General features: G+C 45.6%; 20 protein-coding genes and 1 pseudogene. 8 read left to right on the top strand and 13 right to left on the bottom strand.

Annotation, left to right across the window (positions count from 1 at the left end; genetic code table 11):
- The first annotated feature begins 39 nt into the window (after positions 1-39).
- Positions 40-2,211 carry a TonB-dependent receptor gene (locus tag D8S93_RS16490; protein WP_152814327.1) on the top strand — a complete coding sequence of 724 codons (2,172 nt, stop codon included), beginning with the start codon at positions 40-42 and terminating at the stop codon, positions 2,209-2,211.
- Between the two features lie 53 nt (positions 2,212-2,264).
- Here D8S93_RS16490 and D8S93_RS16485 read toward each other — a convergent pair whose 3' ends face one another.
- Positions 2,265-2,456, bottom strand: coding sequence for a DUF2986 domain-containing protein (locus D8S93_RS16485; protein WP_012842232.1), 192 nt, complete (start codon positions 2,454-2,456; stop codon positions 2,265-2,267).
- Positions 2,457-2,592: 136 nt separating this feature from the next.
- Here D8S93_RS16485 and D8S93_RS16480 point away from each other — a divergent pair, with 136 nt between their 5' ends.
- A complete protein-coding gene (locus D8S93_RS16480; protein ID WP_150916495.1) occupies positions 2,593-3,102 on the top strand; it encodes a GNAT family N-acetyltransferase in 510 nt (169 codons plus the stop codon).
- A 13-nt stretch (positions 3,103-3,115) separates the two neighbouring features.
- A complete protein-coding gene (locus tag D8S93_RS16475; RefSeq protein ID WP_152814325.1) occupies positions 3,116-3,505 on the top strand; it encodes a nitrous oxide-stimulated promoter family protein in 390 nt (129 codons plus the stop codon).
- 48 nt (positions 3,506-3,553) lie between these two features.
- Here D8S93_RS16475 and D8S93_RS16470 read toward each other — a convergent pair whose 3' ends face one another.
- Positions 3,554-4,714 carry an MFS transporter gene (locus D8S93_RS16470; RefSeq protein WP_012842235.1) on the bottom strand — a complete coding sequence of 387 codons (1,161 nt, stop codon included), beginning with the start codon at positions 4,712-4,714 and terminating at the stop codon, positions 3,554-3,556.
- Positions 4,715-4,890: 176 nt separating this feature from the next.
- Entirely contained in the window at positions 4,891-5,325 is a 435-nt protein-coding gene (gene trxC, locus D8S93_RS16465; RefSeq protein WP_152814323.1) for a thioredoxin TrxC, read from the bottom strand.
- 162 nt (positions 5,326-5,487) lie between these two features.
- Here trxC and D8S93_RS16460 point away from each other — a divergent pair, with 162 nt between their 5' ends.
- Positions 5,488-6,582 carry a ketoacyl-ACP synthase III gene (locus tag D8S93_RS16460; protein ID WP_152814321.1) on the top strand — a complete coding sequence of 365 codons (1,095 nt, stop codon included), beginning with the start codon at positions 5,488-5,490 and terminating at the stop codon, positions 6,580-6,582.
- Between the two features lie 86 nt (positions 6,583-6,668).
- Here the strand turns inward: D8S93_RS16460 and D8S93_RS16455 are convergent, their stop codons facing one another.
- The 10 genes from D8S93_RS16455 to D8S93_RS16410 all read right to left on the bottom strand — a co-directional run bounded on the left by D8S93_RS16455 (position 6,669) and on the right by D8S93_RS16410 (position 20,103).
- Positions 6,669-7,994, bottom strand: coding sequence for a DUF1501 domain-containing protein (locus D8S93_RS16455; protein ID WP_152814319.1), 1,326 nt, complete (start codon positions 7,992-7,994; stop codon positions 6,669-6,671).
- Positions 7,995-8,003: 9 nt separating this feature from the next.
- Positions 8,004-9,572 carry a DUF1800 domain-containing protein gene (locus D8S93_RS16450; protein WP_152814317.1) on the bottom strand — a complete coding sequence of 523 codons (1,569 nt, stop codon included), beginning with the start codon at positions 9,570-9,572 and terminating at the stop codon, positions 8,004-8,006.
- A gap of 407 nt (positions 9,573-9,979) precedes the next feature.
- On the bottom strand, positions 9,980-11,242 hold the full coding sequence (locus D8S93_RS16445) for a hydroxymethylglutaryl-CoA reductase (protein ID WP_152814315.1): 1,263 nt from the start codon (positions 11,240-11,242) through the stop codon (positions 9,980-9,982).
- 354 nt (positions 11,243-11,596) lie between these two features.
- Positions 11,597-12,814: a mannose-6-phosphate isomerase, class I gene (manA, locus tag D8S93_RS16440; RefSeq protein ID WP_152814313.1), complete on the bottom strand. Its 1,218-nt coding sequence runs from the start codon at positions 12,812-12,814 to the stop codon at positions 11,597-11,599.
- Positions 12,815-12,938: 124 nt separating this feature from the next.
- The gene (locus D8S93_RS16435) at positions 12,939-14,279 is read right to left on the bottom strand and encodes an MFS transporter (protein ID WP_069489007.1); all 1,341 of its coding nucleotides are present in this window, start codon (positions 14,277-14,279) and stop codon (positions 12,939-12,941) included.
- Positions 14,280-14,285: 6 nt separating this feature from the next.
- A complete protein-coding gene (gene uhpB / locus D8S93_RS16430) occupies positions 14,286-15,788 on the bottom strand; it encodes a signal transduction histidine-protein kinase/phosphatase UhpB (RefSeq protein WP_152814311.1) in 1,503 nt (500 codons plus the stop codon).
- The gene (uhpA, locus tag D8S93_RS16425; protein ID WP_152814310.1) at positions 15,788-16,396 is read right to left on the bottom strand and encodes a transcriptional regulator UhpA; all 609 of its coding nucleotides are present in this window, start codon (positions 16,394-16,396) and stop codon (positions 15,788-15,790) included. The genes uhpB and uhpA overlap by 1 nt, the downstream gene beginning before the upstream one ends.
- Positions 16,397-16,534: 138 nt before the next feature.
- A complete protein-coding gene (gene uhpT, locus D8S93_RS16420) occupies positions 16,535-17,929 on the bottom strand; it encodes a hexose-6-phosphate:phosphate antiporter (protein WP_152814308.1) in 1,395 nt (464 codons plus the stop codon).
- Between the two features lie 405 nt (positions 17,930-18,334).
- Entirely contained in the window at positions 18,335-19,165 is an 831-nt protein-coding gene (gene fdhD, locus D8S93_RS16415; RefSeq protein ID WP_074545336.1) for a formate dehydrogenase accessory sulfurtransferase FdhD, read from the bottom strand.
- Between the two features lie 53 nt (positions 19,166-19,218).
- On the bottom strand, positions 19,219-20,103 hold the full coding sequence (locus D8S93_RS16410) for a LysR family transcriptional regulator (protein WP_046875405.1): 885 nt from the start codon (positions 20,101-20,103) through the stop codon (positions 19,219-19,221).
- A gap of 667 nt (positions 20,104-20,770) precedes the next feature.
- On the opposite strand from D8S93_RS16410, the gene D8S93_RS16400 reads away from it, so the two are divergent.
- The 4 genes and pseudogenes from D8S93_RS16400 to D8S93_RS16385 all read left to right on the top strand — a co-directional run bounded on the left by D8S93_RS16400 (position 20,771) and on the right by D8S93_RS16385 (position 25,637).
- The gene (locus D8S93_RS16400; RefSeq protein WP_319803024.1) at positions 20,771-23,095 is read left to right on the top strand and encodes an FdhF/YdeP family oxidoreductase; all 2,325 of its coding nucleotides are present in this window, start codon (positions 20,771-20,773) and stop codon (positions 23,093-23,095) included.
- Positions 23,096-23,392: 297 nt separating this feature from the next.
- Positions 23,393-23,869 (top strand): DM13 domain-containing protein, encoded by a 477-nt coding sequence (locus tag D8S93_RS16395; RefSeq protein WP_046875407.1) that lies wholly within the window; start codon positions 23,393-23,395, stop codon positions 23,867-23,869.
- Between the two features lie 155 nt (positions 23,870-24,024).
- A pseudogene (locus tag D8S93_RS16390) lies at positions 24,025-24,810 on the top strand (PhzF family phenazine biosynthesis protein); the annotation flags it as partial.
- Between the two features lie 131 nt (positions 24,811-24,941).
- The gene (locus D8S93_RS16385; protein WP_047009206.1) at positions 24,942-25,637 is read left to right on the top strand and encodes an aspartate/glutamate racemase family protein; all 696 of its coding nucleotides are present in this window, start codon (positions 24,942-24,944) and stop codon (positions 25,635-25,637) included.
- Positions 25,638-25,646 lie beyond the last annotated feature (9 nt).

Genomic DNA, 25,646 nt, shown 5'->3' with positions numbered 1-25,646 from the left:
TCATTGCACGCTCTTGTTGACAACAAAAAGATAAATACAATGATAAAAAGGACGTTTTCTCTTAATCTCATCGTACTTGCGATGAGCAGTGGATACGCAGTTAGCTCAATAGCTGCGGAAGAACTTCAACAAACATCAACACCAAGTGATGAACAAATGGTGGTCGTGGGTAGTGTGATGCCGAAGTCGATCTCTGATATTCCAGGAACGGTTTGGTTTGTAGGGCAAGAGGAAATTGCTCAGCAATATCGCGCGGGCAAGACACTTGGTGACATTCTTTCTGCAACCATTCCTTCGTTAGACGTTGGTACGGGTGGTCGAACTAACTACGGCCAGAACCTGCGTGGCAGAGCGATGTTGGTGATGATTGATGGTGTCTCACTGCAGTCTTCTCGCCCAATTAGTCGTCAGCTTGATGCAATTGACCCATTCAACATCGAGCGAATTGAAGTACTATCTGGTGCAACCTCCATTTATGGTGCTGGCGCTACAGGTGGTGTTATCAACATTATCACCAAGAAAGCTTACTCCGATGACTTGTCATTTGAATCGTATGTCAGTGGGACTTCAGGCTTTAACAGCAGCGATGACTTTGATTACAAACTAGCTCAGTCTATCTCAGGTGGTAATGAGCGAATTGCCGCTAGGGGTTCGGTTGTGTACACCGAGACACAAGGTGCATTTGACACAAATGGCGACATTGTCACCCCAGATATTTCCCAAGGTTCTCTGCAATACAACTCGACGCTTGATGTGATGGGATCTACAGAGATTCAAATCTCCGATGCCAGCAAGTTAAACCTTGTCGCACAATACTATGACAGCCAGCAAGATTCGCCATACGGCTTGTACATTGTTAACAATAAATTTGTTGATGTACGAGAGGGATTCGATTCCGATCGTGAACACGGTACAGAGCGAGTTCTCTTAAGTGCGAACTACGCTCACGACAGCGTATTCGGCCATCAACTGATTGGCGAGTTGTCTTACCGAAGTGAAGACCAAACGTTTACTCCTTATTACCAAGGTGCTTCTCAGCAAAAGACAGAGGTTTTTGCTGGACGTTTGGCACTGGCAAAAAACTGGGAATCATTCAACCTTGTTTATGGTGTTGATGCGTATTTAGACCGTTTTGAGAGCAATCAAGCTCTATTCGATCCAAGCATTGCAAACAACTCTGGAAACTTGATTAATAAAACGTACGCCGAAGTTGGTCGTTACCCAGGTGTAGATGTAACGTCTTACGCAATGTTTGTTCAAGGTGACTATCAAATTAATCAAGATTGGTCCGTTCAAGCAGGTTACCGCTATCAATACATGGACAATAAGATTGATGACTTTGTTGCCTATAGCGTACAAAAGAAGATTGCCTCGGGTAAGGGGGTGTCAGCGGATGCGGTACCAGGTGGCAGCACCGACTACTCTGTAAGTCTGTTTAATTTGGGCACCATTTATCAGCTTAATGATGAATCTCAACTTTGGGCAAACTTCTCCCAAGGTTTCGAACTTGCTGACCCTGCGAAGTACTATGGTCAAGGCAGCTATGATGCTGTGGATGCAAACGGTCATTATGCGTTGAACAACAGCATTAATGTGTCTGACTCAAAAATGTCAGGTATTAAAACGGACAGCTATGAGATCGGTTACCGTCTTGATACCAACTCTCTTGCGCTTCAGGCGGCAGGCTATTACTCGCTTTCAGACAACTCCATCAAGTATGATAGAAAAACGTTGTTGATTACGAATGTTGACGACGAGCAGCGTGTTTACGGTGCAGAAGCAAACATCAATTACTGGGTGACCCGCGATATCCTGTTAGGGGCATCAGGACACTACGTAGTTTCTGAGCTGAAAACTGATGGTAAATGGGAAGATTTGAGCGCAGGTAAAGCCAGTACGTCTAAGGCTAATGCATGGGCTGCATACTACCAAGATTCGTACTCGATTCGTCTACAAAGTCAGACGATGTTTGATTACGAAGATGACGCCAACAATAAGTTGGAGGGCTACACCACGTTTGATCTTCTGGGTAATGTAACACTACCTGTTGGGCAGTTAGGCTTTGGTATTCAAAACCTATTTGACGAAGACTACACAACCGCTTGGGGTCAACGTGCGCAGATTCTTTACGCGGCACACTACGATGCAGCAGCTTACGACTACAAAGGAAGAGGTCGCACATTCACACTGAACTACAGTGTTGAATATTAGAGTCAATTCTCCTCGTACAACAAACAAAAAAGCCGCATAAAGCGGCTTTTCTTTTAGGCTTGATCTGTCGGCACTGTGTCTACAACATTTTCCGTGCTTTCCGAAGCTTGGTTTTGCTCTTCAGCTTCCATTTTTGCACGTTCAGCTTTGGAGATATAACGCGGCTTGTTGCTCTTATGTAGCTTAGCGTTATGCTTCTTCTGCTTCGCTTTTAAGATCTGATTGATTTTCTTCTTGCGGTTCATGGTGGTGGTCCTTTAATTTAGCGGGGCAGGATAGTTATTTTTTTATCAAGTTACAACTAAATAAGCCCTTACGTCGGTCGCAAGATCCAAGTACGTTTCTATGCCCAATCATCTCTCGCGTTTTAATGGAGTCCAAATGAAAACACTGATCACTGAACGTTTGATACTACGTCTTGTGAGTGTAGATGATGCACCATTCATATTAGAACTTTATAACCACCCAGACTTTTATCGTTTTGTCGGAGATAAACAAATTCGTACTGAATATGAAGCGGCGCGTTATATAAAAGAAAACATGCTACGCATGCAAAAAGTTAAAGGTGTGAGTTTACTCGTAGTAGAGAAAAAAGACGATGGACAACCGATCGGTATTTGTGGGCTAGTTAAACGTGACACATTGCAACACTACGATCTTGGGTATGGTTTTTTACCTTCTGCTTATGGTTGCGGCTACGGAGTCGAGTCGGCAACCGCGGTGCTGGAATATGCTCGAGAGGAAATGAAACTCGATAAGTTGGCTGCCATCACCAACAATGACAATATTCGTAGTATAAGTTTGCTCAAAAAACTGGGCTTTGAGTTTGAACGAGTTGAGCAGCAATACGATAATGGCCGAACGTTAGAACTTTACACAATGACGTTGTGATTTTTGGAAGCTCATGAGCGATATTTTACTTGGCAAGCTCGCCACTGAATTTAAGACGGTAAAAGCCATGGTAGAGGTTTACTGTCACGATCACCATGGAACAAAAAGTGACTTGTGCTCAGAATGTCGTGAGCTGCTTGAATACGCAGAAGTTCGTCTCGATCGCTGTCCTTATGGAGAGAATAAACCTACGTGTAACAAGTGTCCGATTCACTGTTATAAACCGGACCCGAAAGAGCAAATGCGTTTAGTCATGCGTTACTCCGGCCCCAGAATGTTATTGAAACATCCCATCTTGGCGGTTCGTCATTTACTTCATGAAAAGCGCGCGGTACCGGAAAGACCTGCAGCGAACGCGTCAAATCGTCACAAACGTTTATCTAAACAAAAAAGCGAAGAATAAAAAACGAGGGCGACATGCCCTCGTTTTCGTTGAGTGGAAGTTGCGTGGTTAGAGGCCAGCCGCCATACGCTGCTTGGTTTTGCTTGCTGCAAGTAGCATGTATACGCCAGTCGCAACCAAAGCGGCAAACAAGTAGCCTAGTAAGCCATGCTCTTGGCCCATAAATTTATCAGCCACAACCGGGCCAGCAACAGAGCCAATGCTGTAGCTGAACAGCATGACTTGTGTGGCAGAGACAATAAAGCGCTCATCAAGTCCTTCACAACCTAAGTTGATCGCAATTGGGTACAAGGCAAAAGTAGCTGCACCTAAAAAGAATAAAGCAGCAGCTAATACCACGGCTGACGATGAAATAAAGGTCAAACCGATCGAAAAAATACCCAAAATACAGAAGAACGCCATTAGCACTGTGCGGCTCATGTATTTGTTCAATGTGGTCACCATTGGTTGAACCAACATGCCACCTAGGATCACTAGTGCCATCAATGTACCAATGTCTTGATGGTTGATTTTACGGTTAGTTAGCTCAACAGGCATTAATCCGTATATCGCGCCTAAGGTCAAACCTGATACAACACAACCAATAATTGCAGCATGGTTTAGCTTGGCAATTTGCTTAAATGACAAAGCGGTTGATTCATGGCTGTTTGGTTGTTCACACTCAATAAACATCAGCACCAACATCGCCATTAGGATCAGCGTTGTGATTGCAATGAACGGAACACCGCCACTTACGCCAAGTACACCAATGCCAAATTGGCCTAATGCAGAACCGCCATAAAGCGATAGCATGTACAAGCTCAAACGTTTTGCACGTGATGCTTCGTCGCCAGACATTAGCCAAGATTCAACAATGACAAAAACGCCCGCAACGGCAATACCTGCGATAAAACGAGCAGCAAGCCACACTAACCCATTAGCAAAAACGGGTAGCGTGACAATCGTTAGCGAGAATGCCGCTAAGCAGCCAATAAACGCTTTACGGTGACCCACTTGACGCACGACACGTTCAATAAACATCGCGCCGACCAATAAGCCGCCATAAAAAACACTCGCCAACCAACTCGCATAATCTGCTGAGATGTTGTATTCACCGAGCATGAGAGGGATCAAGCTCATTAAATAGCCCGAAGCCACCGCATAAAGAGACAGTGCGACGACTGGAACTGTAACTCGTGGTGATGCTGCAGGAACGACTGTGTTTTCCACTGTTTTGCGCCTATAAGTTAAATGAAATCTATGGGTTATTCGGCGCGAATATGAGGCTAATAGTTAGGCAAGTAAAATGATTAATTTAAGTCGTTTCGACAAATAATATTTGTTAAATAGATAGGTCGATAAGTTGCATAAAAACGCCAACCTACCAGTGAGGTTGGCGTGGAGAATTACTTATTAAGTGCTTGATTTAACCATTGATCAAACTGAGTTTTAGGTAGCGCACCATTGATCATATCAACGCGTTGACCGTTCTTGAAAACCATGATGGTAGGAATGCTTCGAATGCCAAATTGTGCAGCGAGCGCTTGTTGTGCTTCTGTATCAATCTTTACAAAACGAGCCGTTCCTGCTTGTTCATGAGCGACATCCGAGAAAACAGGGGCAAAACCGACGCACGGATTACACCAAGGGGCCCAAAAGTCGACGACAACAGGCGTATCACTTTGTAATAGGGCAGAAAAGTTATCTTGCGTTCCTTCGATAGGCGCGCCATCAAAAAGTGCACTTTTACATTTACCGCAAGTTGCAGACTCTGCAACACGCTCATTCGGGACACGATTTAGACCGCCGCATGAAGGGCAGCGAGTTTTAAACGATGACATGACTTCTTCCTTTATTACGTATTGATGAAAACATGACTTACCAGTCAGCCTCATTATTTGTATACTTATTTTTTAACCTGCCGAAATAACGCAGAGCAGGTTTGTATTTGAGCCTAAGGTTCTAAGAAATTTTATTAAAATACAACAATAAATAGGTCTGCGATGACAAATTACTACGCTGAAATTACAGGTTGGGGGAAATGTGTTCCTCCTGCCGTGCTCTCTAACGATGATCTTAGCACTTTCCTTGATACTTCAGATGAGTGGATTCGTACCCGCACCGGTATCGAAAACCGCCGTATTAGCCATGTAAATACTTCAGACATGGCAACCGTTGCTGCCAAACACGCATTGGCGCACGCGGGCGTTGACGCCAGCGACGTTGATTTAATCATTGTGGCGACTTGTTCTCCGGATTCACTTATTCCAAACATCGCATCTAAAATACAGCAGAACTTGAGCATTCGTTCTGCGGCGGCCTTTGATTTAAATGCCGCATGTACGGGATTTGTCTACGGCCTTGAAACGGGCACACGTTTGATTCAATCAGGTAACTATCGCAACGCGATCATTATTGGCGCGGAAAGATTGTCTTTCTACATCGATTGGGCCATGCGAGATACCGCTGTTCTATTTGGTGATGGCGCGGGCGCCGTTGTGTTATCAAGAACAGAAAAAGAAACGGGTCTACTGCAATCTCAAATTGGTTGTGACGCTAAAGGTCGCGATATTCTATCCGTGCCAAAGTTTGGTACTTGTATGGATCGCTTTGCGGAAGACAACGGTTACTGGGATTTCAACTTTGTAGGACAAGAAATTTTCAAACGTGCGGTAAAAGGCATGGGGCTAGCTGCGAAAACCGTGCTTAAAGCATCACAGTTAACTACTGACCAAATCGACGTTGTTATTCCTCATCAAGCGAATATTCGTATTATTCAAACCCTATGTGACCTATCTGGGATCCCACACGACAAAGCGTTTGTGAACATCCAAAACTACGGCAATACTTCTGCAGCGACGGTGCCAATTGCATTGTGTGAAGCGGTAGAGCAAGGCCGAGTTAACCCAGGTGATAACATGCTTCTTGCTGCATTTGGTGCAGGTTTGACATGGGGTGCGGCAGTATTGAAATGGGGTGACCGCGTAACGCCAATTGGTGAAAGTGATGCGGTTCTGCCTGAATGTGAGCAATCCGCGCTAGAATTGCTTGAGCGTGCCATTAAGCTGTGTAACGAGCGTCGTCGCGACGAAGCGTAACGGACATTCAGCGGAAATGATATTGAAAAGGGAGCGTAAATGCTCCCTTTTTCATGACAAGTTAATTAAGAGCTCATTAAAGCAGCTTAAGCCATAAAGCCAAGGTTTGAATTAGCGAAGTTGCGGATATTTGGGAACACGTATTCCAATGCCGCGTTATCACTCACGCCCATCCATTGCGCGAGGGTTGAGCCCACTTGATCAGCTGCAATTTGGGGTATGAGTCGACCTTGAGAATAGTCATCGTTTCCGCCCAATACTAGTTCAGGCCATGTACCGATAGCTCGCTGACCATTCACCGCGCCCCCAATCAATAGTTGATGACCACCCCAACCGTGATCGGTGCCGTTACCGTTGCTTGTCATCCGTCGACCAAAGTCAGACATTGTAAAAGAGGTGACTTGCTTGTTTAGCCCCAACCGTTCAATCGCACGATACATTGCTAAGAGGTTAGTCGCTAGATCTTCGAGTAGTACGGGGTGTCGAACTAATTGAGAATCGTGTAGGTCGTAGCCAGAGTGTTTAACGAAGAAGACTTGTCGTTGTTGCTTTAACACATCTTGGCTTGCGATCAATTTGTAGACGGTTTGCATCTGCTTGCCGAGTGTTGATGAGGTGAACAGCGGCGCGTCATCAATATGATTGAGTTGCTCGCTTAGCACGCGGCTCATCATCATCGACTCATCAACCATCAAATTAAAGTGACCACTAAACGGATTCTCTGTTTGATGAGAAAGCAGTTGGTCATAGATCCCCTTGTATAGCGGGTTATCAATCGCGGTAAGCTGAACCGCACGGTCTTTTTTCAGCACGGTTTGGCGGTGTTCCATCGCGCGTAACCAAAGCGAGTTCCCGTGCACACTGTATAGTGGGGTTATTTCTGATTCAGAAGTTAATACGTCCAACATTCTTCCTGCCCAACCCAAGTTGCTAGATTCTTGCATACCACCAAGTAACCAAGCGTCTGTTTGTGAATTGTGGGAAAATAGTTGCTCGGGAAGTGACGCTTCACCTAGCTCAATCGCTTGTTTTGTAACGGGATGGTTGAGAATGCCGCTATTGAGCACGATATTGGCATCGCCTTGTTCGAAAATTGAAGACAGCGCCTTTAGTTTGGGGTGTAAGCCAAGTTCTACCAGATTATCCGAGCTATCGGCGGTACGCAAATTGATAGGGAGTATGTCGTCTTTGGCGACAGAAAGAGCCCCTCTGACTTTGGCATATTGGTTATAGTGCGCGTCAGACAACGGCAGTACAGTGTTGAACGCATCGTTTCCACCTGCTAAATAGACACATATTAATGCTCGAAAGTCATTAGATGGCGCCGCGAGAGAATAACCTGGTAGACCAAGCGAAGCTAAAGCGCCCATCGATGCAGTGCTTTTTATAAAATGTCGTCGTGAAATATCCATAATCCACTCCTAATCCTGAATATAGAATTCATCGCCGGAAATGGCGGTAAAAATCACCAAGGCGAGCTTTGTTGTTGGCACATAGTCCTCACGATATTCATCTAACACGGTGAGCATGAGTTTTTTTAGTTCTGCCGAGGCCGTTCCAGCAAAGAAGCGTTCGTTAACCAGCTCGACTAAGGCATCGTGATCATCCAAAAGAAGATAAAACTCGCCGAGATCGAGAGTGTAGGAATCACCGCCGCCTCTGCGAGTGCTGGTCAACATATAGTTGACCAAATCGGTATAAACGGACCAGTTCAGTAGCTCATACTCCGGAGAGCTAATACCAGACTCCGTAAACTCGTTAGATGGTTGGTAATCAGGAGAGTAAAAATTAAATACGGAAGGAGAACGAAGAGGTCCTTGATTGGCGATATTCATCATCGTAGTAGCGTCTTCGTAACGTGTAGATTTGATAGTAAAACCCGCTGCTCGATGAAAATTAGTTAGGACCAGTATTGGCTCTTTCACTTTTATTGGAGGGGTATCTGTCATGCCTAGAGCCTCAGAATCGAGCAAGATGGCATGAATGACCGCGTTTAAATCTCCTTTTTCTCCTTTGCCATTGTTATTGAATACCGAAGCAACACGTGCGATGTACTCCGGACTTGGATTCGAAGTTACAAAACGTTGGATAAGTAGCTTAGAAACAAACGGCGCCATGTTTGGATGAGACATCAAAATATCGATCACTTTTGAAAGCTCTTCTTGCGCAGTTAAACCAGCAGGAATTGTGTTACCAAGCAATCGTTTCTCGCCATCATCGTGTCGGTGGCTGATGACTCGCATCGGTTCAACAAACGCTAAATCGGCATTTTTCCACCCGGTTAATGCTCGAGCGAGCTCTTGAATATCCGTTTGCGTATATGTGGGGATAGGCTTACCCGTTTTACGATCAAGCTTTTTACTGCCATCGATATTCAGTTCATACAAGCCTAGGGTGAACAACTGCATCAACTCTCGAGCGAAGTTCTCATCAGGTAATGCACCCGTCGTGTTGTTCTCTTTTGCGCTACCGAGCATGGACAAATAGCTGCCCATAACAGGATGAATGGAAACGTCATATAATAAATCTCGGTAGTTGCCAAAAGCGTTAGCAATCAATACATCATAGTAGTCGACTAGACCTGTGGGCTTACTGGAAAGAACACCGCCATAGCGAGAGACCACTAAGATCTGGCTTAATGCATACGCCATGCGTTGTCTGAGTTGATCATCAGCAGTAATAACAATTTGATACCAAGCGTTTTCGCGATTGGATTGTGCGCCTTTGGAAAAAGGTGTCCGATAGAGCGGTTGATGATAGGTGGCAGGAAGGTTGATTTGTTGAGATATCCAACTTTCCATCCCGACTTCTTCTACCTCATCAATTAATCTTGGTGTTGGCCCAAAAGTGCTCTGATAGAGGAAACGCGCAACGGTTTGATCGGAGGGCGTTAGTTCCATTTCTGCTGGTACTGAAGGGACGTAACTTAGTAATAAGATGATCAACCCTAGAACCCAACAAGAGGTTTCATTCTGTTTCTGACGTCTCATAGTTAACTCGCTTACCCGAGGGAACGACTTAAATCCATTTAACGGGAGTGATTAAGCTCATTTGAGCTAAATAATAAATTTAGAAAAATCAAGCAGCTGCAGGAACGAGTATAGTCTCTATAAGTGACTAACAAAAAACTCAATCTATGAATTTGGTACTTTAGTGCTAGATGTTTTTGATATTTATTTAGGTAACGTACTGATATTTAATATCGCGTGAGAATCGGGTCAAACAGTGATATAGCGAGGAATGTGTGGTGATACTGCAATAATGCGGTCAACGTGAGAGTGGTGTAATTATTAAGTCTGCAATATAACTTAAACTAATTTATGAGCTAATAAATAAAGTTGTTTTATTGGCACAAGAGAAAACCGCATGGGTGTTCTCTTGTACAAAGTAAAAAGGATTATTTTCTAGCAAGTTTATGGTGAGCCCGGGAGAAGTGATCGGCACAAAATGCGCCCACAATCGAGAGTTCGCCAGCCAGACAAAGCGCAGCTGCGACTTCGGCTAAGGCTTTCGCATTGCCGTTGCCGTGCAACCCCAAAATATCCAAACATGCTTTTTGTGTTGGAAGGCCAGTGCCCCCGCCAACCGTGCCAACCATGATGTTTGGCAAGGTAACGCTCGTGTACAAGTTGCCTTGAGCGTCCACATCCATACGAGTGATACCAATGGCAGACTCTGCAACGCAAGCGGCATCTTGACCGCAAGCAATGTACAGCGCGGCAAGGGCATTCGCGTAATGCGCGTTGACGCCAATCGCCCCGCTGAGTAAACCGCCCACCGTGGTCATTTTGCCAAATTGAACCATAGACTCTGGCGTGGTATGCAGATATTTTTCCACTAACTCAGCAGGAATGGTCACTTCGGCGGATACTTTCTTACCGCGTACCGAGCGCAGCGTGTGCGCGTTTGGTTTTTTGTCGCCTGATAAGTTGCCATCCAAGAATGCTTGAGTTGGTTTGATTGGGCTGGTCGCCAAAATATGATGGAACACTTCGTTTGTTGCGATGGTCACCATGTTTTGTCCGGAAGCGTCACCAGTCACGTATTCAAAGACCAAATAAACATGGTTTCCTTCGATATTTACATTGATGTCTTTGAGTTTGCCATGTGAGGTGGTGGATTCCGCAATTTGACGAAATACGTCAAACTGGGTCACAACCCAACTAACGAACTGGCCAGCGTCGGCAAGGTGATTAAAGGCGAACACTGGTGTTCGGCTCACCCCTTCACTCAGCAACAATGCGCTCGCGCCACCAGCGGCGGTAATAAGATTTGCGCCACGGTTGTAGGAAGCCACTAACGCGGCTTCTGTCGTTGCGAGCGGAACCAAAAAGTCATCGTTCGCATACAAACCGTTGACGCGCAAAGGGCCTGCGATGCCGACCGGCACATTGACAGTACCAATGAAGTGCTCAATGTTGTTGGAGTAAGCGTCGCAATGTGACTGTGTGAAAGGATCAAGAAGATGATCTTTATTGGTCACTTGTTCCAATACTTGCCAACGGCGCGCCAAATGCTTATCCGATAGGCCAGGGCTTAAGCAGAGACGTTTCTTTGGCTTGTGAAACTTCGGTTCTAATGCCGATTGAATCTTACTGCTGGTTTCGATATCGGAAAGGGCGGAGCTTTGAACAGGGTTATCTTGGTTTAACTTCGGCATACAAACGTTAACTGAAAAATCGAACCAGAGATTGTAGTGATTGGGGCTTTGATTACAACGTTGATTATACGTTTTGCAACAAATACCACTGTGTGAGCGCCTTTGTTATCCAAGTAATTTGATATTGGAGCGGAGGATTTACCGGAAATAAATGGGTTTTGACAATGAATGTTGCAGTGAATAGAGGAATCTATGGTTCTCAGAGAACTTAGATGGTTTAGACCGCAGCGGCTTTGAGTCGATAAGGTGTAAGAATGAGTGTCTTAAAACCGGACAGGCTCAATCTATGAGAGGAATAAATTGTCTAACCCAGTCCCTTGGGTCAGACGCTAGCTTGAATCTGTTATTCAGAAGTTAGTTAAATGCGCGAGCCACACGTCCCGCACTTTGAATACGGTAATGGCCAACGTAAGCAGGAACAAATACAGATTGTCCTTTCGCGGCGGTTAACGTCTCACCGTTATCACTGATGAGTGTCAGGTCGGCATCAATCGCCATCAAAATCTCTGCGCTGTTTGCCTCAACCACGTCGTGATTCGGTTGGTTAAGAATGCTGAAACTAAAGTCTTCCACTGGAACGGGGTAAAGGCTTTGGCAACCATTGGCATTGGGTTCTAGAACAAGGCTGTCAAAAGGCTTAGGTACAAAATCTGTACATTTAACCAGTTCTTCAACATCCATATGTTTCGGCGTGAGTCCTGCACGCAAAACGTTATCTGAGTTCGCCATGATCTCTAATCCCGTGCCTTTAATGTAAGCGTGTGGCGTTCTTGCGCTTAGGAACATCGCTTCGCCAGGTTGCAGCGTGATGACATTCAACAGTAATGGCGCAAACAAGCCGACATCGCCAGGGTATTGAGTGGATAGATCCAAGATGAGCTGGAAAACGTCGTTGTCAGTGCCTTGTTCCGATTGACGTGAAGCGTGGGCAATAAGCTGTTTCAGTGCTCGCTCTTTTGTTTCTCCTTCCATGGTCAGAATGTGCACAAAGAAATCTCGTAAACCTTGTGAGTTGATTTCGCGTTTGAATGTGTCAAGAGGCGCGCGTAGCTCATCGATATCGCAAAGGCTAAATGCCTCAATAATCTCGGCATACGAGCGAAAACCGTTCATGGCTTGGTAACTTGTCAGCGCGTACACCAATTCAGGTTTGTGGTTTGGATCTTTGTAGTTACGATGGCTCGCGTTTAGTGGGGTGCCAGCACTTTGCTCTTTTTCGAAGCCTATTTCGGCATCTTGTTTGCTTGGGTGAACTTGAATCGACAGTGCGTGTTCGGCCGCTAAGATCTTAAACAGAAAGGGCAGGTCGCCAAATTTCGCTGCGGTTTCTGCTGATAAGTAAGCGGGTTGGTTTTGTTTGATCAGTTCAGACAAAGGCAGCGTGTTTTGCTCAATCTGAACTTCAGAGCAGCCGTTTGGGTGAGTCCCCATCCATAATTCTGCTTGAGGCTCATTCGTTTCGTTAGAAAAGCCAAACAAATCGTGAATAGAAGAGGTGCTTCCCCAAGCGTAGTTTTGGATTTTGTTGTTCATTTGAAAGAAGCTATGCGATGAAATAGTGTTCAAATTCATGAATTTTTCCCATAGTTAACCCTCCGAACTGAATCGGAAGAAAAATTGAGCAGAGATACGTTAAATAAGGATGGCGAGCGCGGTTAGGTCACTCGCCAATTTGCCCGAAGGGCGATAAGTCGATTTACAACCGAGGTTTTGGTTCGAGTGGTTTTCGTGATGGTTGCGCTTGCAAAAATGGCAGCAACAAAAGGCCAATGACGGCTGCACAAACTGAAATGGTGATGAAGAAACCCGTCCAATGATATTCTTCAAGAATTAACGCCAGTGGATAGCCAGACAATGCTGCGCCCATGTAGGCGAACAAGCCCACGAATCCTGTTGCCGCGCCTGCAGAATCTTTGTGAGAGCACTCAGCCGCCGCCATACCGATCAGCATTTGTGGCCCAAAGACAAAGAAGCCGATGGAGAACAATCCCGCCGCTTGGAATGCAAAGTTGGTCAGAGGCATCAGCCAAAGCGCAGAGACAGATAAGAAAATCCCAATCGCGAACAGCAAGTTCATTGGCCCACGGTTACCGCCAAAGAGTTTGTCTGAGCCCCAACCCGCAACCAATGAACCAACAAAACCACCGATTTCAAACATCGACAGAGCAGCGTTGGCGTTAATCAGGCTATAGTGATGCTGCTCGGTTAAATACAGGTTTCCCCAGTCGTTTATTGCGGTTCGGACGATGTAAACCAACACATAACTGAACGCGAGCAGCCAGATGTATTTGTTGTTAAATACGTACGATTTCAGAATTTCGCGGTAGGTGAGGCCACGTCCGTAATTTTCTTGCGCAAGTTCTAGTGCGTCGTTGCGCCATTGTCCGACACTTGGTAAGCCCATTGTTGTGGGTTTGTCGCGCAATCGCCAACAAACGAATAGACCGAGTAATACACCGATGATGCCGGGTAGAATAAAGCCTTCACGCCAGCTGTAGTGCAACGTTAAATAGCCCACCCAAATAGGGATCAGCGCGCCACCAACGTTGTGTGCGGTGTTCCAAATCGCCCATAAGAAGCCACGCTCGGAGCGTGAATACCAAGTGGTTAACAGCTTGGAGCATGAAGGCCAGCCCCAGCCTTGGAACCAGGCGTTTAAGATCCACAGAGTAATGAAAGCCGCGAGTGAGCTAGAAAAACCAAACGCGATGTTGACCAGACCTGTCGCAATCAATCCTAATCCCATGAAATAACGCGGGTTAGAGCGATCCGAAATCGTACCGGAAATAAACTTCGAGCAGCCGTAAGTAATGTAGAAAAGCGTACCGATAAGACCTAAATCGCCTTTATCTAAGCCAAGATCGGTAATCATCGCTGGTGCGGCGTAGTTAAAGGTCTTACGGGTAAAGTAGAAACCTGCGTAGCCGATGTACATCCCCAACATAATGTGCAAACGCCAATGGCGGTAACGCTGGTCGATTTGCTCTTTGCTCAGACTCGGTTGAGTAAATTTAGGTGAACGTAAAAATCCAAACATCTTGAGTTACACCTTAGGTAAAGTAATGCTGATTTGTGTGCCAATCACTTGATCGCTGGTGGAGTAGATAACCATTTTTCCACCTAACGCGTGCACACGCTCTTGCATGCCGCGAACGCCCATGCCTTTCATGCTGTCCTGAACCTTGAAGCCGACACCATTATCGTGAATCATCAGTGACACCGCCGTTTCTCCGATCGTCAGCTCAATATTGATCAACTGCGCTTCTGCGTACTTGGCTGCGTTATTTAATGACTCTTGGCATAAACGGAATAGGGTTACTTTGAGCGTATCACTCAAGCTGGTGTAATCGCCTTGCCAGTTCAGTTGAACAGTCGTTCCGTGATTGGCGAATTCCATCTCTCGCGTCAGTTGCTCGACGGATTCTTTTAAGTCCAAATCATCCAGCATTTTTGGTCTTAGCTTGCTTAACAGTCGCTTAGTGGTGTCGTACACGTTGAGGGAAAGCCCTTCGATCATGTCGGCGCAACCCACGCTTGTTTCTGCGTTATTTACCCGCTTAATGATGTTGGCTTGTGTGCGGATCGCCGTGATGTTCTGGCCGATTTCGTCATGTAGCTCTCGCGCAATATCGCGTCTTACGGATTCTTCCGCTTTGATAAGCTGGCGAGACAAATTCTGATTGCGTGCAAGTTCGCCGCGCAGTTTGTGATTGAGGTCTTTTTGTTTCTGAACCCCTAAACCGAGCATAATGCCGGTGATGGTTTGCGCCGAGAGAGATAATAACAAATCGGTGATTTCTAGATTTGATACGCCGCTGCGAGCCGCAATCAGCGCAATGCTGTTGAGCATGGTGGCGAGTAGGGCACCTTGCCAGCCGTAACGCAGAGCAAGCACGATGATTGGAATCGCCATACAAAATGGCGCAAATCGTTTTAGCTCTTCAGGCAAACTGGTTTGCACCAAAATACTGCCGATCAAAAGCAGCGCATAAAGCACGATATGACGCACCTGAAATACAACGGCATTACTAAGTAGGAGAGAGCTAAGCGGAGACCAACGACTTTGGAACAAATAACTCCATAACAAGTAGCACATAGGCACCACGAGCAAGCCTCCAGAAATGCTAGCCAGCCACACCATGTAAACCGAAGGAACGTGAAAACCAACGGCCATCACATTAATAAACGCGCTAATGATAATGACAACGCTCATCACGGCTAAATGGCGGTTTTGATCTCCGTAGTAGTATTTTTTCGCAATCAGAGTGACCGGGATACTGGCAATGCTCGCAATCAGCACGGTAAGCCACTGCGGTTGACCCAGTAACATCGCAAGTGCGATGGAAAGCCCCCACTCTGAAAGATAAATCGTTGGCCAATAAGCGGTGCGAGTGTGCAGGGCGACACCTAATCGTAAAGCGAAAGGAAACAATAAGATCGCCAGCTCGGGATCATTGACAAAGTAATAGGCAATCACCCACAAGCAAAACCAAGCGCAAGCCATAACAAATAGTCCGCAAATGGTAGTAACAGCGTAAGCTCGCATTAAAAGGACTCTTGAGAAAATAGTTTGGCGAGCTCAACGTTGTTTTTCACGCCGAGTTTGTCGATGGCATTCGCACGATGCACATGCACGGTCTTGTGGCTCAAGCCAAGCTCTGCCGCGACAGACTTTACATCCAACCCGGTCGCAAGTAGCTGACATACCTCGTTTTCACGTTTTGTCAGTTGGCATAGAGAGGTGGTGCTGTCGCTAGGCGTTGCAAGTTTAAGTGCAATATCTGATGTGAGGTAACAGCCACCAGAAGCACTGGTTCTCACGGCTTGAATAAGTTCGTCTGGGCTACAGCGTTTACTAAGATAGCCTTTTGCACCTAGCTTTAGTGATTTTTCCACCATCGCAGGGGAGTCATGCACGCTAAGCATCACGCAGGCAATGCCAGTTGGTATTTCGCTAAGAAAGTTTAAGCCGCTTTCATCTGGCATGGAAATATCTAGGATGACGACGTGTGGGTGTACCGCAGGCAACCCTGTGCGTGCTTCTGCGACAGAGCCGAATTCACCAACAACGGTAATATCACTTTCTAAATTTAATAATTGTGCGAAACCCGAACGCACGATGACGTGATCATCAACTAGAGCAACATGAATCATTATTACAACCAAATAGAGCAGACGACTAACAACAATAAGCTCCAACAGGAGCCAATAGAAAAATCTTTAATGATACTGAATTGAACCATGCTTTTTAATGATCTTGCGCGCTTTACCGAAGTAAAGCGCGCAGAGAAGTTAGGCTTGGTTTTGTACAAGTTGAAGCTTCTTCGCGTGTCGAATCTTCTTCTCTTCCGCGATAGCGACGAAAGCAAGCAAAACAATACAAATCATGGCGGAGGTATCTAGGGCTGCGAAGGTACCTTTCCAACCTGTTAAGCCGAAGATAGGTGTACCGTCTGCAATCATACCCAAGCCTAGTTTTGCAAAGCTATCGCCGATTAGGTAAGCGAAAGTACCTTTTACGCCGTCAGCCACACTGATTGCTTTTTTAGGGACAAAACCAACCGCGGCAACACCGATAAGAAGTTGCGGGCCAAACACCAAGAAGCCCAATACAAATAGAGAGGCCAAGTACATGAACTCGCTAGTGGCGTGCTGGTAGAACTCAAGCGATACGATGATCAAACCAAGAGATACACAAGCAACCAATGCGCGGCGACCGTTTGCTAGGTCAGACAGGTAACCCCACATCAACGTACCCACAAGCGCACCGACTTCGAACAGAGTAAAGCCAGAGATTGCCGTTTCTTTTGACAGACCAAGCTCTTGGTACGCGTATACCGTTGACCATTGGTCGATGCCGATACGAACGATGTAAAGGAAGATGTTTGCAAAGCAAAGTAGCCAGATAACTTTGTTTTTAAGAACGTATTCAACAAAGATTTCTTTCTTGGTCATCTGGTTTTCTTCAGCAGCGGTGTCTTCTTCACTCACTGCTTCATCGAAAAGTTCTTCTACTTTACCTAGACCATAAGCTTCTGGAGAGTCGCTACCAAAGCGCATACCGATAAAGCCAACGATGATCGCGATGATAGAAGGGAACACGAACATGCCGATTACGTGGCCGTCGAATAGGTAGTTAGCACCGAAAAGAGCAACACCCGCTGCGCCCGCACCACCTACGTTGTGAGACATGTTCCACAAGCCTAGGTAAGAGCCGCGTTTGTTACGAGGTGTCCATTTTGTAATGGTTGAGTAACTAGAAGGGCCACCAGTACTTTGGAAGAAACCACTCAGAGCGTAGAAAGCCACCATCAAGAACAGGCTTGCACTACCGCCGCCCATGCTGAAGCTGAAACCAAGCATTGCAAGACCAGAAAGGATCAGCATAAAAGGGAGGAATTGCTTGGTGTTCTTACCGTCAGCGTAGTAAGACACAACGGTTTTACCGATGCCGTATGTGATGGAGAAGCCAAGGCCAATAAGACCTAGGTCTGTCATGCTCAAACCGTAAGTTGAGATCATGTCGTTTTGCGCGACATTGAAGTTCTTACGAATCAAGTACATGGTTAGGTAGCCGATGAATACGACCAAGTAAGATTGGATGAACGGTTTAAACCACATCTTTCTTCTAACTTCGACAGGAAGATCGAGGGTCGGCTTCCGCACCTGTTCGAGGAATTTTAACATGATGAACTCTCTTGTAATTGTTTTAGAAACACAACGGAGACCGTTATGCGCTCTTGTTACCTTTGACTGAGCGGAATTCTAGAGAGTGGTTTTGTGAGGCACATGAGATGGTTGCCTAGATCGGCTAGGAAAAATTCCTAGAAATGCCTAAGAAGGCGGAAAAGCGTGAAAAGAGTCACACAAAACCCTTACTAATATATGGGTTTTTGACTGAGTTTTTATCGATTGGAAAGCGTTCAAATGCAAACGGATTAATATGCGTAAGCTTAGTGGTGACAAGGGGTGAGCACGTTTGGTTGGAGAGAATAGTGTCTTGTCGCTAAGTATCAATTGGGAGTGAGAAGCAAACAAAAGAGACCCAGAGGTCTCCGTTAGAAATATTAGGAATTCGGCTAGGTCGACGTGTTAAGGCGCAGGGCTGTATAGACGCGGCGAGCCGTGTTTTGGCAAGTGAATTAGGTTCAAATGGTTTCTTCTTGCCCATTCGACGGTTAACGCTGTAGGTGCAGATAAGCAAACCAGTGTGGGGATGCGTGCGCGAACGGCTTTGTGGATCAACTCTAAGCTGCAACGGCTTGTCATGATTGCGAAGCCACTTTGAGGTTCGATGTGATTGTTGGCCAATGCGCCAATCAACTTATCTAGCGCGTTGTGACGGCCGATGTCCTCTCGGCACAACTTGATGTTGCCTTGTAAATCTGCAAATAAAGCGGCGTGTAACGCGCCAGATTCACGTGCGGCTTCTTGATGCTGTGCGACTTTGTCTCGCAGCCCTTCGAATACATCGGAGCGCGGAGGAAGAGACGGTGTTAGCGGCGCCAAATCAGGCAAAGCTTGTTCAAGAGCCTCGACGCCACAAATGCCGCATCCGGTTGTGCCAGCAAGATTTCGGCGTTGTGTTTTTAACGCCCAGAAAGCGCGGTTGCTGATTTCCACTTCCGCATAGTGAGATTCGTGATCGCCACCAATTTCAATGTCTTTGATCTCTTTGAAGTCGTGGACGATGCCTGTGCTTAAGCTAAACCCTTTCACGAAGTCTTCCAGATGGCCTGGCGTCACCATCATGACCGCTTGGCTAATGCCGTTGTAGCTGATAGCTAAAGCGGATTCACTCGCCAGCGACATTTGTTGCACTGGGCGGCCATCAATCAATTCTCGGTAATTGAACGCACTTGGTTGAGGTGGTGCTTGATTGAAATCGGACAGTTCAAAATAAGATTGAGTAGTACATCTCATGAAATCACCTCATAAGCCGTTATGTATGCCAAAAGTTGACGTGTGGATTGTTGTTATCGATTGAATATGCTTTTTGCTTCTGCGAAACACTGATCGGTTAGCGCGGAGAAGGGTTCTTGTTTTCGCTTTAACAAACCTAGCGGGGCGTGAACGGCGGCTTCTTCGATAGGAATAATGCGAAGCGTATCGTTCAGCTCTTCTAATCCACAATTCAGCGGCATAATGGCGCAACAAAGGCCACTGGTTACTGCTTGGATCAAGTGAAAGGTGGAGTTACTTTCAATGACGGTTTGCGGAACTAGCCCTTTGCTCACAAAGCTAAGATCAATCGAGTGGCGATAGTGCATGCCTTTCGAAAGCAGTCCTAGCGGAATGTTATTGAGTGACTCCCACAACACTTCAGATTCGGCAAAGTCAAAATGACGCTCATCGAATAAAACGCCAAGTTTGGTCGAGTCGAGCTCGATAACATCGAAGTAAGCGGTGTTAACTTGATCGACATAACACATGCCCAAATCAAGCTGATTGCGATTGAGTTGGTCTATGATCTGTTCGGTCGTCATGGAGAGTATTTGAAAACGTAACTCAGGGAACTGTTGAGCTAATGGTTTGAGCAATTGCATCGGGTTTTGGCTGGCGAGTGGCACCATTCCAAGCCGAAGTGAACCGACCAACTGACCACGGCAGTTAGCAGCCTCGGCTTGCAATCCATCATGAGCGGCTAAGACGGTTTTCGCCCAAGCTAAAATGCGTTCTCCGGCTTCAGTAAATCCTTCAAATCGTTGACTTCTTTGGATTAATTCGAGGTCGAGTTCTTCCTCTAAGCTTCGGATTCTCATGGACAAGGTAGGCTGCGTAATGTGGCACAATGCGGCGGCTTGACCAAAGTGTTTGGTCTGTTCAAGTGCGATGAGATATTTAAGTTGTTTGATATCCATAATGGCTTGTTAACCTTGCGTTGTGAGTCACATGTACGGGTGACCTCCCTAAATAAGGGCACAGCACTACCGTACTTTTTAAGCGCTGGAGCGTTTTAACTGGGAAATGGAAAACCAAAACCAAGTCAAGAATAAAATCACACTCAAAATTGATCTGAATCAAGGCTATTCCTGATATTAATTAGGGTCAAATTTAAAGTATCTATAGTGTGATAGATACTATCTATTATCAAGAGTGCCGATTTTATTGAGTTCGTTAAGCGAACTAGGTGGAATCGAATGGGAAAACGATTAACCTCATAAACTGTATTGATTAAAAATGTGATGAGCGTCAGTGGAAAAATTCGTCATAGATTTTGTTTATCACTCGGTCAGGATTATCAATTGGACGCATATTGAATAACGACTTAATCTTTGATTTAGATCAAGGCGCAACAATGCGAATTGAATCTAACAGTCTTAGAAACAGTAGGCGGGTATCCGATATCAAGAATCTAGATAAGTAAACGCTCGGACAAGCGAGAGCATGTTGAGTGGTTACTTATTTGGATTAAAAAATACATGGATTAGAAACTAAGCCCTTCAATACTTCCGCATTATCTCAATAAATAACGCGCTTGTTTTCACGGGCACCCTGCTTGCTGGTATATCTGCGAGGAGTAAAGTCGTGAGCCAAAAAGAACAAATAAAAGCATACAAAGGTCCAGCTGGTGGTTGGGGTGCACTGAAAGCCGTAACCAGAAGTTGGTGGGGCAGTGAAAATGCAGTTAAAAACATTCGCACTATGCTCAAAACCAACCAAAATGGCGGTTTCGACTGCCCGGGATGTGCATGGGGTGAGTCGCCAGATAGTGGTAAAGTCAATTTCTGTGAGAATGGCGCGAAAGCGGTAAACTGGGAGGCGACCAATCGTTTGGTTGATCCTGATTTTTTTGCCAATCACAGCGTTTCTTCTCTCTCAACGCAAACCGATTACTGGTTGGAATACCAAGGCCGTATCACGCACCCAATGCGATACGATGCCGAGTCCGATCACTACGTGCCAGTCTCTTGGGATGAGGCTTTTGCTCTTGTCGCGAAACATCTCAATCAATTGGATTCACCGCACCAAGCGGAGTTTTATACCTCTGGTCGTGCAAGCAACGAAGCGGCGTTTTTGTATCAGCTATTTGTGCGTGCATTCGGTACCAACAACTTCCCAGATTGTTCCAATATGTGTCACGAAGCCAGTGCAATCGGGATGAAAGACACCATTGGCGTTGGTAAAGGCACAGTGATCTTTGATGATTTTGAAGAAGCCGACGCGATTTTTGTGATTGGTCAAAACCCGGGCACGAACCACCCACGAATGCTTGAACCTCTGCGCGAAGCGGTAAAACGTGGTGCGCAGGTTATCTGTCTAAACCCGCTGAAAGAGCGCGGATTAGAGCGTTTCCAAAACCCACAAATGCCGATTGAGATGTTGAGTAACGGCTCAGAGCCTACCAACACGGCGTACCTGCGTCCTGCTTTAGGTGGAGACATGGCAGTGTTTCGTGGCATCGCGAAATTCTTGTTGCAATGGGAACGCGAGGCATTGCAAAACGGTGGCAAAGCGGTATTTGACCGTGAATTCATCAAGCAACACACGATAGGTATTGATGAGTATTTGGCTGAAGTGGACGCAACCTCTTGGGAACACATCTCGGAACAATCGGGTCTTGATTTAAGTGAAATCGAGATGGTGGCGAGCATGTATCGACGTGCAGAACGTGTGATCATGTGTTGGGCAATGGGGTTGACTCAGCATCGTCACTCTGTGCCAACCATTAAAGAAGTCGCAAACGTGCAAATGTTACGAGGTAACGTTGGTAAGCCGGGCGCGGGTCTTTCACCAGTGCGTGGTCACAGTAACGTTCAGGGCGACCGTACGATGGGCATTGATGAAAAACCTTCAGATCTGTTGTTGGATCGCATTGAAAGTCGATTTAACTTTGCCGTCCCGCGTGGTGAAGGCCACAACACTGTGCAAGCCATTAAAGCGATGGAAGAAGGGCAAGCGAAAGTATTTATCGGTTTGGGCGGTAACTTTGCACAAGCAACGCCAGACACAGAACGTACGCACAACGCGATGCGAAACTGTAATTTAACCGTACACATTTCGACGAAGTTAAATCGTTCTCACCTTGTCACAGGTAAAGATGCGCTTATTCTTCCATGCTTAGGCCGTACTGAGATTGATCAGCAAGCGACGGGCCCACAAGGTGTGACGGTTGAAGATACTTTCAGCATGGTACATATCTCATTTGGTCAGCTAAAACCGCGTTCGGAGCATTTGCGTTCAGAACCAGCGATTATTGCCGGTATTGCCAATGCGACACTCGGGGCAAAACCAATTGATTGGTTGTGGGCGATTGAAGATTACGACCGTATTCGCGATTTGATTGCCGATACCATTCCGGGCTTTACCGACTTTAACCATAAGCTTAAACACCCGGGTGGATTCCACTTGGTAAACCCAGCAGCCGAGCGTCGATGGAATACACCAAGCGGCAAAGCACAGTTCAGCTCTAGCGAGTTGCCGAAGCAGTTGATCAGCGAAGCGATACTCGAAAAAGGCCAAAAGCCAGATTTGATTTTGCAAACCATGCGCTCACATGACCAATACAATACGACACTTTACGGCTTGAATGACCGTTATCGTGGAGTATTTGGTATGCGCGAAGTGCTGTTTATCAATGAAGCGGATATTCGTAAACTCGGTTTTGAACCAGGCGACAAAGTGGACATGGTGTCATTATGGGAAGATGGCGTAGAGCGTCGCGTAAGCGGATTTACGCTTGTTGCCTATGATGTGCCAGCAGGTCAGGCGGCGGCTTACTATCCAGAAACGAACCCATTGGTTCCTTTAGATAGTTATGGGGATAGAACGTTTACGCCAACCTCTAAGTTTATTGCGATCAAATTGGAAAAATCGACATCCGATAAGATCGCTTTGGTGGAAGCAGAATAGTTCCCAAACCAGCACAACGACATTCCCGATAAGCAAACGGCTGATATCAATTATCAGCCGTTTTTAATTGCTCACTTTGCATTTAGATCATTTCGTCGAAGGCGTGTAGGGGGCTGAATTAAAATAGTTATTTTCGTTAATAACGGGGTTATTGGATAGCACTCTAAAAGGCAGCAATTAAGGCGCATTGGTCCAGCTTGTGTATAATATTAATGAAATTGGGCTATTAGACGTATAACCTGACGGATGTCTGTATTTGATCCGAAATCTAAGCTGATGAAACTAACAAGAAGATAGATGACCTTGAAAAGTATAATTAAATTAACGTTAAGCCACTTAGTGGCTGTTGCGATTGGTATTGCGATAGGTATCTATACTTTACCGATTCTTATTGCACCGCCTGCGCCGACCGATGAGCAAGTTTCTGAGCGCATGCAAGGTGCAGAATACAGTGCAGTTGTCACGAGGGACCTCAAAGATAGCGACGCTTTTCATTGGGGAGAAGGTGAAATTCATTTGAGTTCCCAAGCTATTACGCTGGTAGGAAAACTCGCTCCCGGGCCTGACTATAAACTCTATTTATCTCCTAAATTTGTCGAGACTGAACAAGCGTTTAATGACCTTAAATCTGAGATGAGCTTGGTTGGTGATGTCAAAACATTCAATAACTTCGTTGTTGAGGTTCCTCAAGGGATTTCCATTTCTGAATACAATACTGTTGTTGTTTGGTGTGAAACATTCGGTGAGTTCATTACTTCGGCAAAATACCAATAAATCCCATCAGGAGAAAAAGTGGTTTCTTCTTAGTTAATAAAGGTTTACTGCTCAAATAACTGGTGCAATACATTACGTGGTACAAATGCACTAAGCGCTGCTAATGGTTCTACAGTGGTTGATAGAACTTAAGGATATTTTGTGGAAGTTAAAATTTTCAGGTCGACTCGTTTACATCAGATGTGTTCAAAGGCAATCCTGCAGGTGTGTGTATCACAGAATCAAGCCTTGATGAGGAAATGATGTTGGCCATAGCGGCAGAGATGTCACTATCTGAAACCGCGTTTCTGTCATTAAACACAATGCAACTTCGTTGGTTTACACCTGAAACGGAAGTCGCTTTGTGTGGACATGGCACATTGGCCACGGCGCACGTGCTGAGAGAGCAAGGGTTATATAGTACAGGTGATACCATTGAGTTTGCTACGCTATCCGGCGTTTTAACTGCACAACTTGATCATGACGACATTCATTTGGTGTTTCCTGCTCCTATTTTAGATATGCGAGCTAGTATTAACACAGACTTGCTTCACGGCTTAGGGCTCGATGTGGTTGATGTAATCGCTTATGGTCAGTTTAATAATAAGCAGTTGATCGTCATCAATGATGAGTCTTTGATAGAGCAACTCGAACCTGATTTTAGTACGTTACTTAAACAAAAAGGTCGTGGAGTTGTTATCACTGCTCAATCAAGCACTGACGCTGATTTTGTCTCTCGTTACTTTGCCCCTTGGGTTGGTGTTGATGAGGATCCAGTGACAGGTTCTGCTCATTGCGCTTTATGTGTTTACTGGGCTAAAGAGCTCGGTAAAGCGCAATTAAAAGGCTTTCAAGCATCCAAGAGAAGTGGAGTTGTTTATACAGAATTATTGAGTCCGGAATGCGTTAAGCTTTCTGGAAGTGCGGTAACAATGTTGCGAGGAGATATGAGAATCGCGTAGTCGTCCTTTTTCTGATTGCAGGTTTATCCAGTTCTCACTAGTGACAAAGCTAGAAGGCTGTCTATTCACGTAGTTGATTTTGTTTGTAAAAACACCCCTGCCATGGTGGTGTATAACGATTGGAGAGTTATATGAAAACTATCGGTCTTCTAGGCGGCATGAGTTGGGAGTCGACGCTTAGTTATTACAAATTGATCAACGAAGGAGTCAAAGAGGCGTTAGGCGGCCTAAATTCCGCAAAAATTTGTATGTATAGCGTGAATTTTTCAGAGATAGAGAAACTTCAACACCAAGGTAAATGGGAGGAAACGGCAAGTATTCTATCTGATGCTGCATCTTCAATAGAAAAAGGGGGCGCTGATTTTATTCTTATTTGTACGAACACAATGCACAAAGTTGCTCCTCAAATTGAAGCCAGCATTAATATCCCCATACTACATATCGCAGACGCGACTGCTGAGTTACTTCGTGAGAAAGGGGTTCAAAAGGTCGGACTCCTTGGTACTCAATTCACAATGGAGCAAGACTTTTACAAAGGACGGCTTTCCGACCTCTATGGGCTGGATGTCATAATTCCCGCTCAAGATGATCGCTCTATAGTGCATAACATTATTTATAAAGAGTTATGCCAAGGTGAAATCAAAGAAGAATCGAGAACGATATACCTGCAAATTATTGAAAAACTAAAAGAGCAGGGAGCTGAAGCCGTGATTCTCGGGTGCACTGAAATTGCCTTACTTGTAAACCAAAGTCACACAGATGTTACGCTACTTGATACCACTTCTATCCATGCTCAAGCAGCAGTCCGTTTGGCGATAGAAGGTTAATGAGTTAGA

This window comes from Vibrio sp. VGrn 2, assembly GCF_009361695.1.
GTDB lineage: Bacteria > Pseudomonadota > Gammaproteobacteria > Enterobacterales > Vibrionaceae > Vibrio > Vibrio diabolicus.
Note: the sequence above shows the minus strand (reverse complement) of the source record. Positions and strands in the feature narration are given on the sequence as shown.

Excerpts from the sequence above, each read along its gene's own strand:
- D8S93_RS16490 (WP_152814327.1), top strand. The coding sequence starts at position 40 with ATGATAAAAAGGACGTTTTCTCTTAATCTCATCGTACTTGCGATGAGC.
- D8S93_RS16485 (WP_012842232.1), bottom strand. The coding sequence starts at position 2,456 with ATGAACCGCAAGAAGAAAATCAATCAGATCTTAAAAGCGAAGCAGAAG.
- D8S93_RS16480 (WP_150916495.1), top strand. The coding sequence starts at position 2,593 with ATGAAAACACTGATCACTGAACGTTTGATACTACGTCTTGTGAGTGTA.
- D8S93_RS16475 (WP_152814325.1), top strand. The coding sequence starts at position 3,116 with ATGAGCGATATTTTACTTGGCAAGCTCGCCACTGAATTTAAGACGGTA.
- trxC (WP_152814323.1), bottom strand. The coding sequence starts at position 5,325 with ATGTCATCGTTTAAAACTCGCTGCCCTTCATGCGGCGGTCTAAATCGT.
- D8S93_RS16460 (WP_152814321.1), top strand. The coding sequence starts at position 5,488 with ATGACAAATTACTACGCTGAAATTACAGGTTGGGGGAAATGTGTTCCT.
- D8S93_RS16455 (WP_152814319.1), bottom strand. The coding sequence starts at position 7,994 with ATGGATATTTCACGACGACATTTTATAAAAAGCACTGCATCGATGGGC.
- D8S93_RS16450 (WP_152814317.1), bottom strand. The coding sequence starts at position 9,572 with ATGAGACGTCAGAAACAGAATGAAACCTCTTGTTGGGTTCTAGGGTTG.
- D8S93_RS16445 (WP_152814315.1), bottom strand. The coding sequence starts at position 11,242 with ATGCCGAAGTTAAACCAAGATAACCCTGTTCAAAGCTCCGCCCTTTCC.
- manA (WP_152814313.1), bottom strand. The coding sequence starts at position 12,814 with ATGAATTTGAACACTATTTCATCGCATAGCTTCTTTCAAATGAACAAC.
- D8S93_RS16435 (WP_069489007.1), bottom strand. The coding sequence starts at position 14,279 with ATGTTTGGATTTTTACGTTCACCTAAATTTACTCAACCGAGTCTGAGC.
- uhpB (WP_152814311.1), bottom strand. The coding sequence starts at position 15,788 with ATGCGAGCTTACGCTGTTACTACCATTTGCGGACTATTTGTTATGGCT.
- uhpA (WP_152814310.1), bottom strand. The coding sequence starts at position 16,396 with ATGATTCATGTTGCTCTAGTTGATGATCACGTCATCGTGCGTTCGGGT.
- uhpT (WP_152814308.1), bottom strand. The coding sequence starts at position 17,929 with ATGTTAAAATTCCTCGAACAGGTGCGGAAGCCGACCCTCGATCTTCCT.
- fdhD (WP_074545336.1), bottom strand. The coding sequence starts at position 19,165 with ATGAGATGTACTACTCAATCTTATTTTGAACTGTCCGATTTCAATCAA.
- D8S93_RS16410 (WP_046875405.1), bottom strand. The coding sequence starts at position 20,103 with ATGGATATCAAACAACTTAAATATCTCATCGCACTTGAACAGACCAAA.
- D8S93_RS16395 (WP_046875407.1), top strand. The coding sequence starts at position 23,393 with ATGACCTTGAAAAGTATAATTAAATTAACGTTAAGCCACTTAGTGGCT.
- D8S93_RS16385 (WP_047009206.1), top strand. The coding sequence starts at position 24,942 with ATGAAAACTATCGGTCTTCTAGGCGGCATGAGTTGGGAGTCGACGCTT.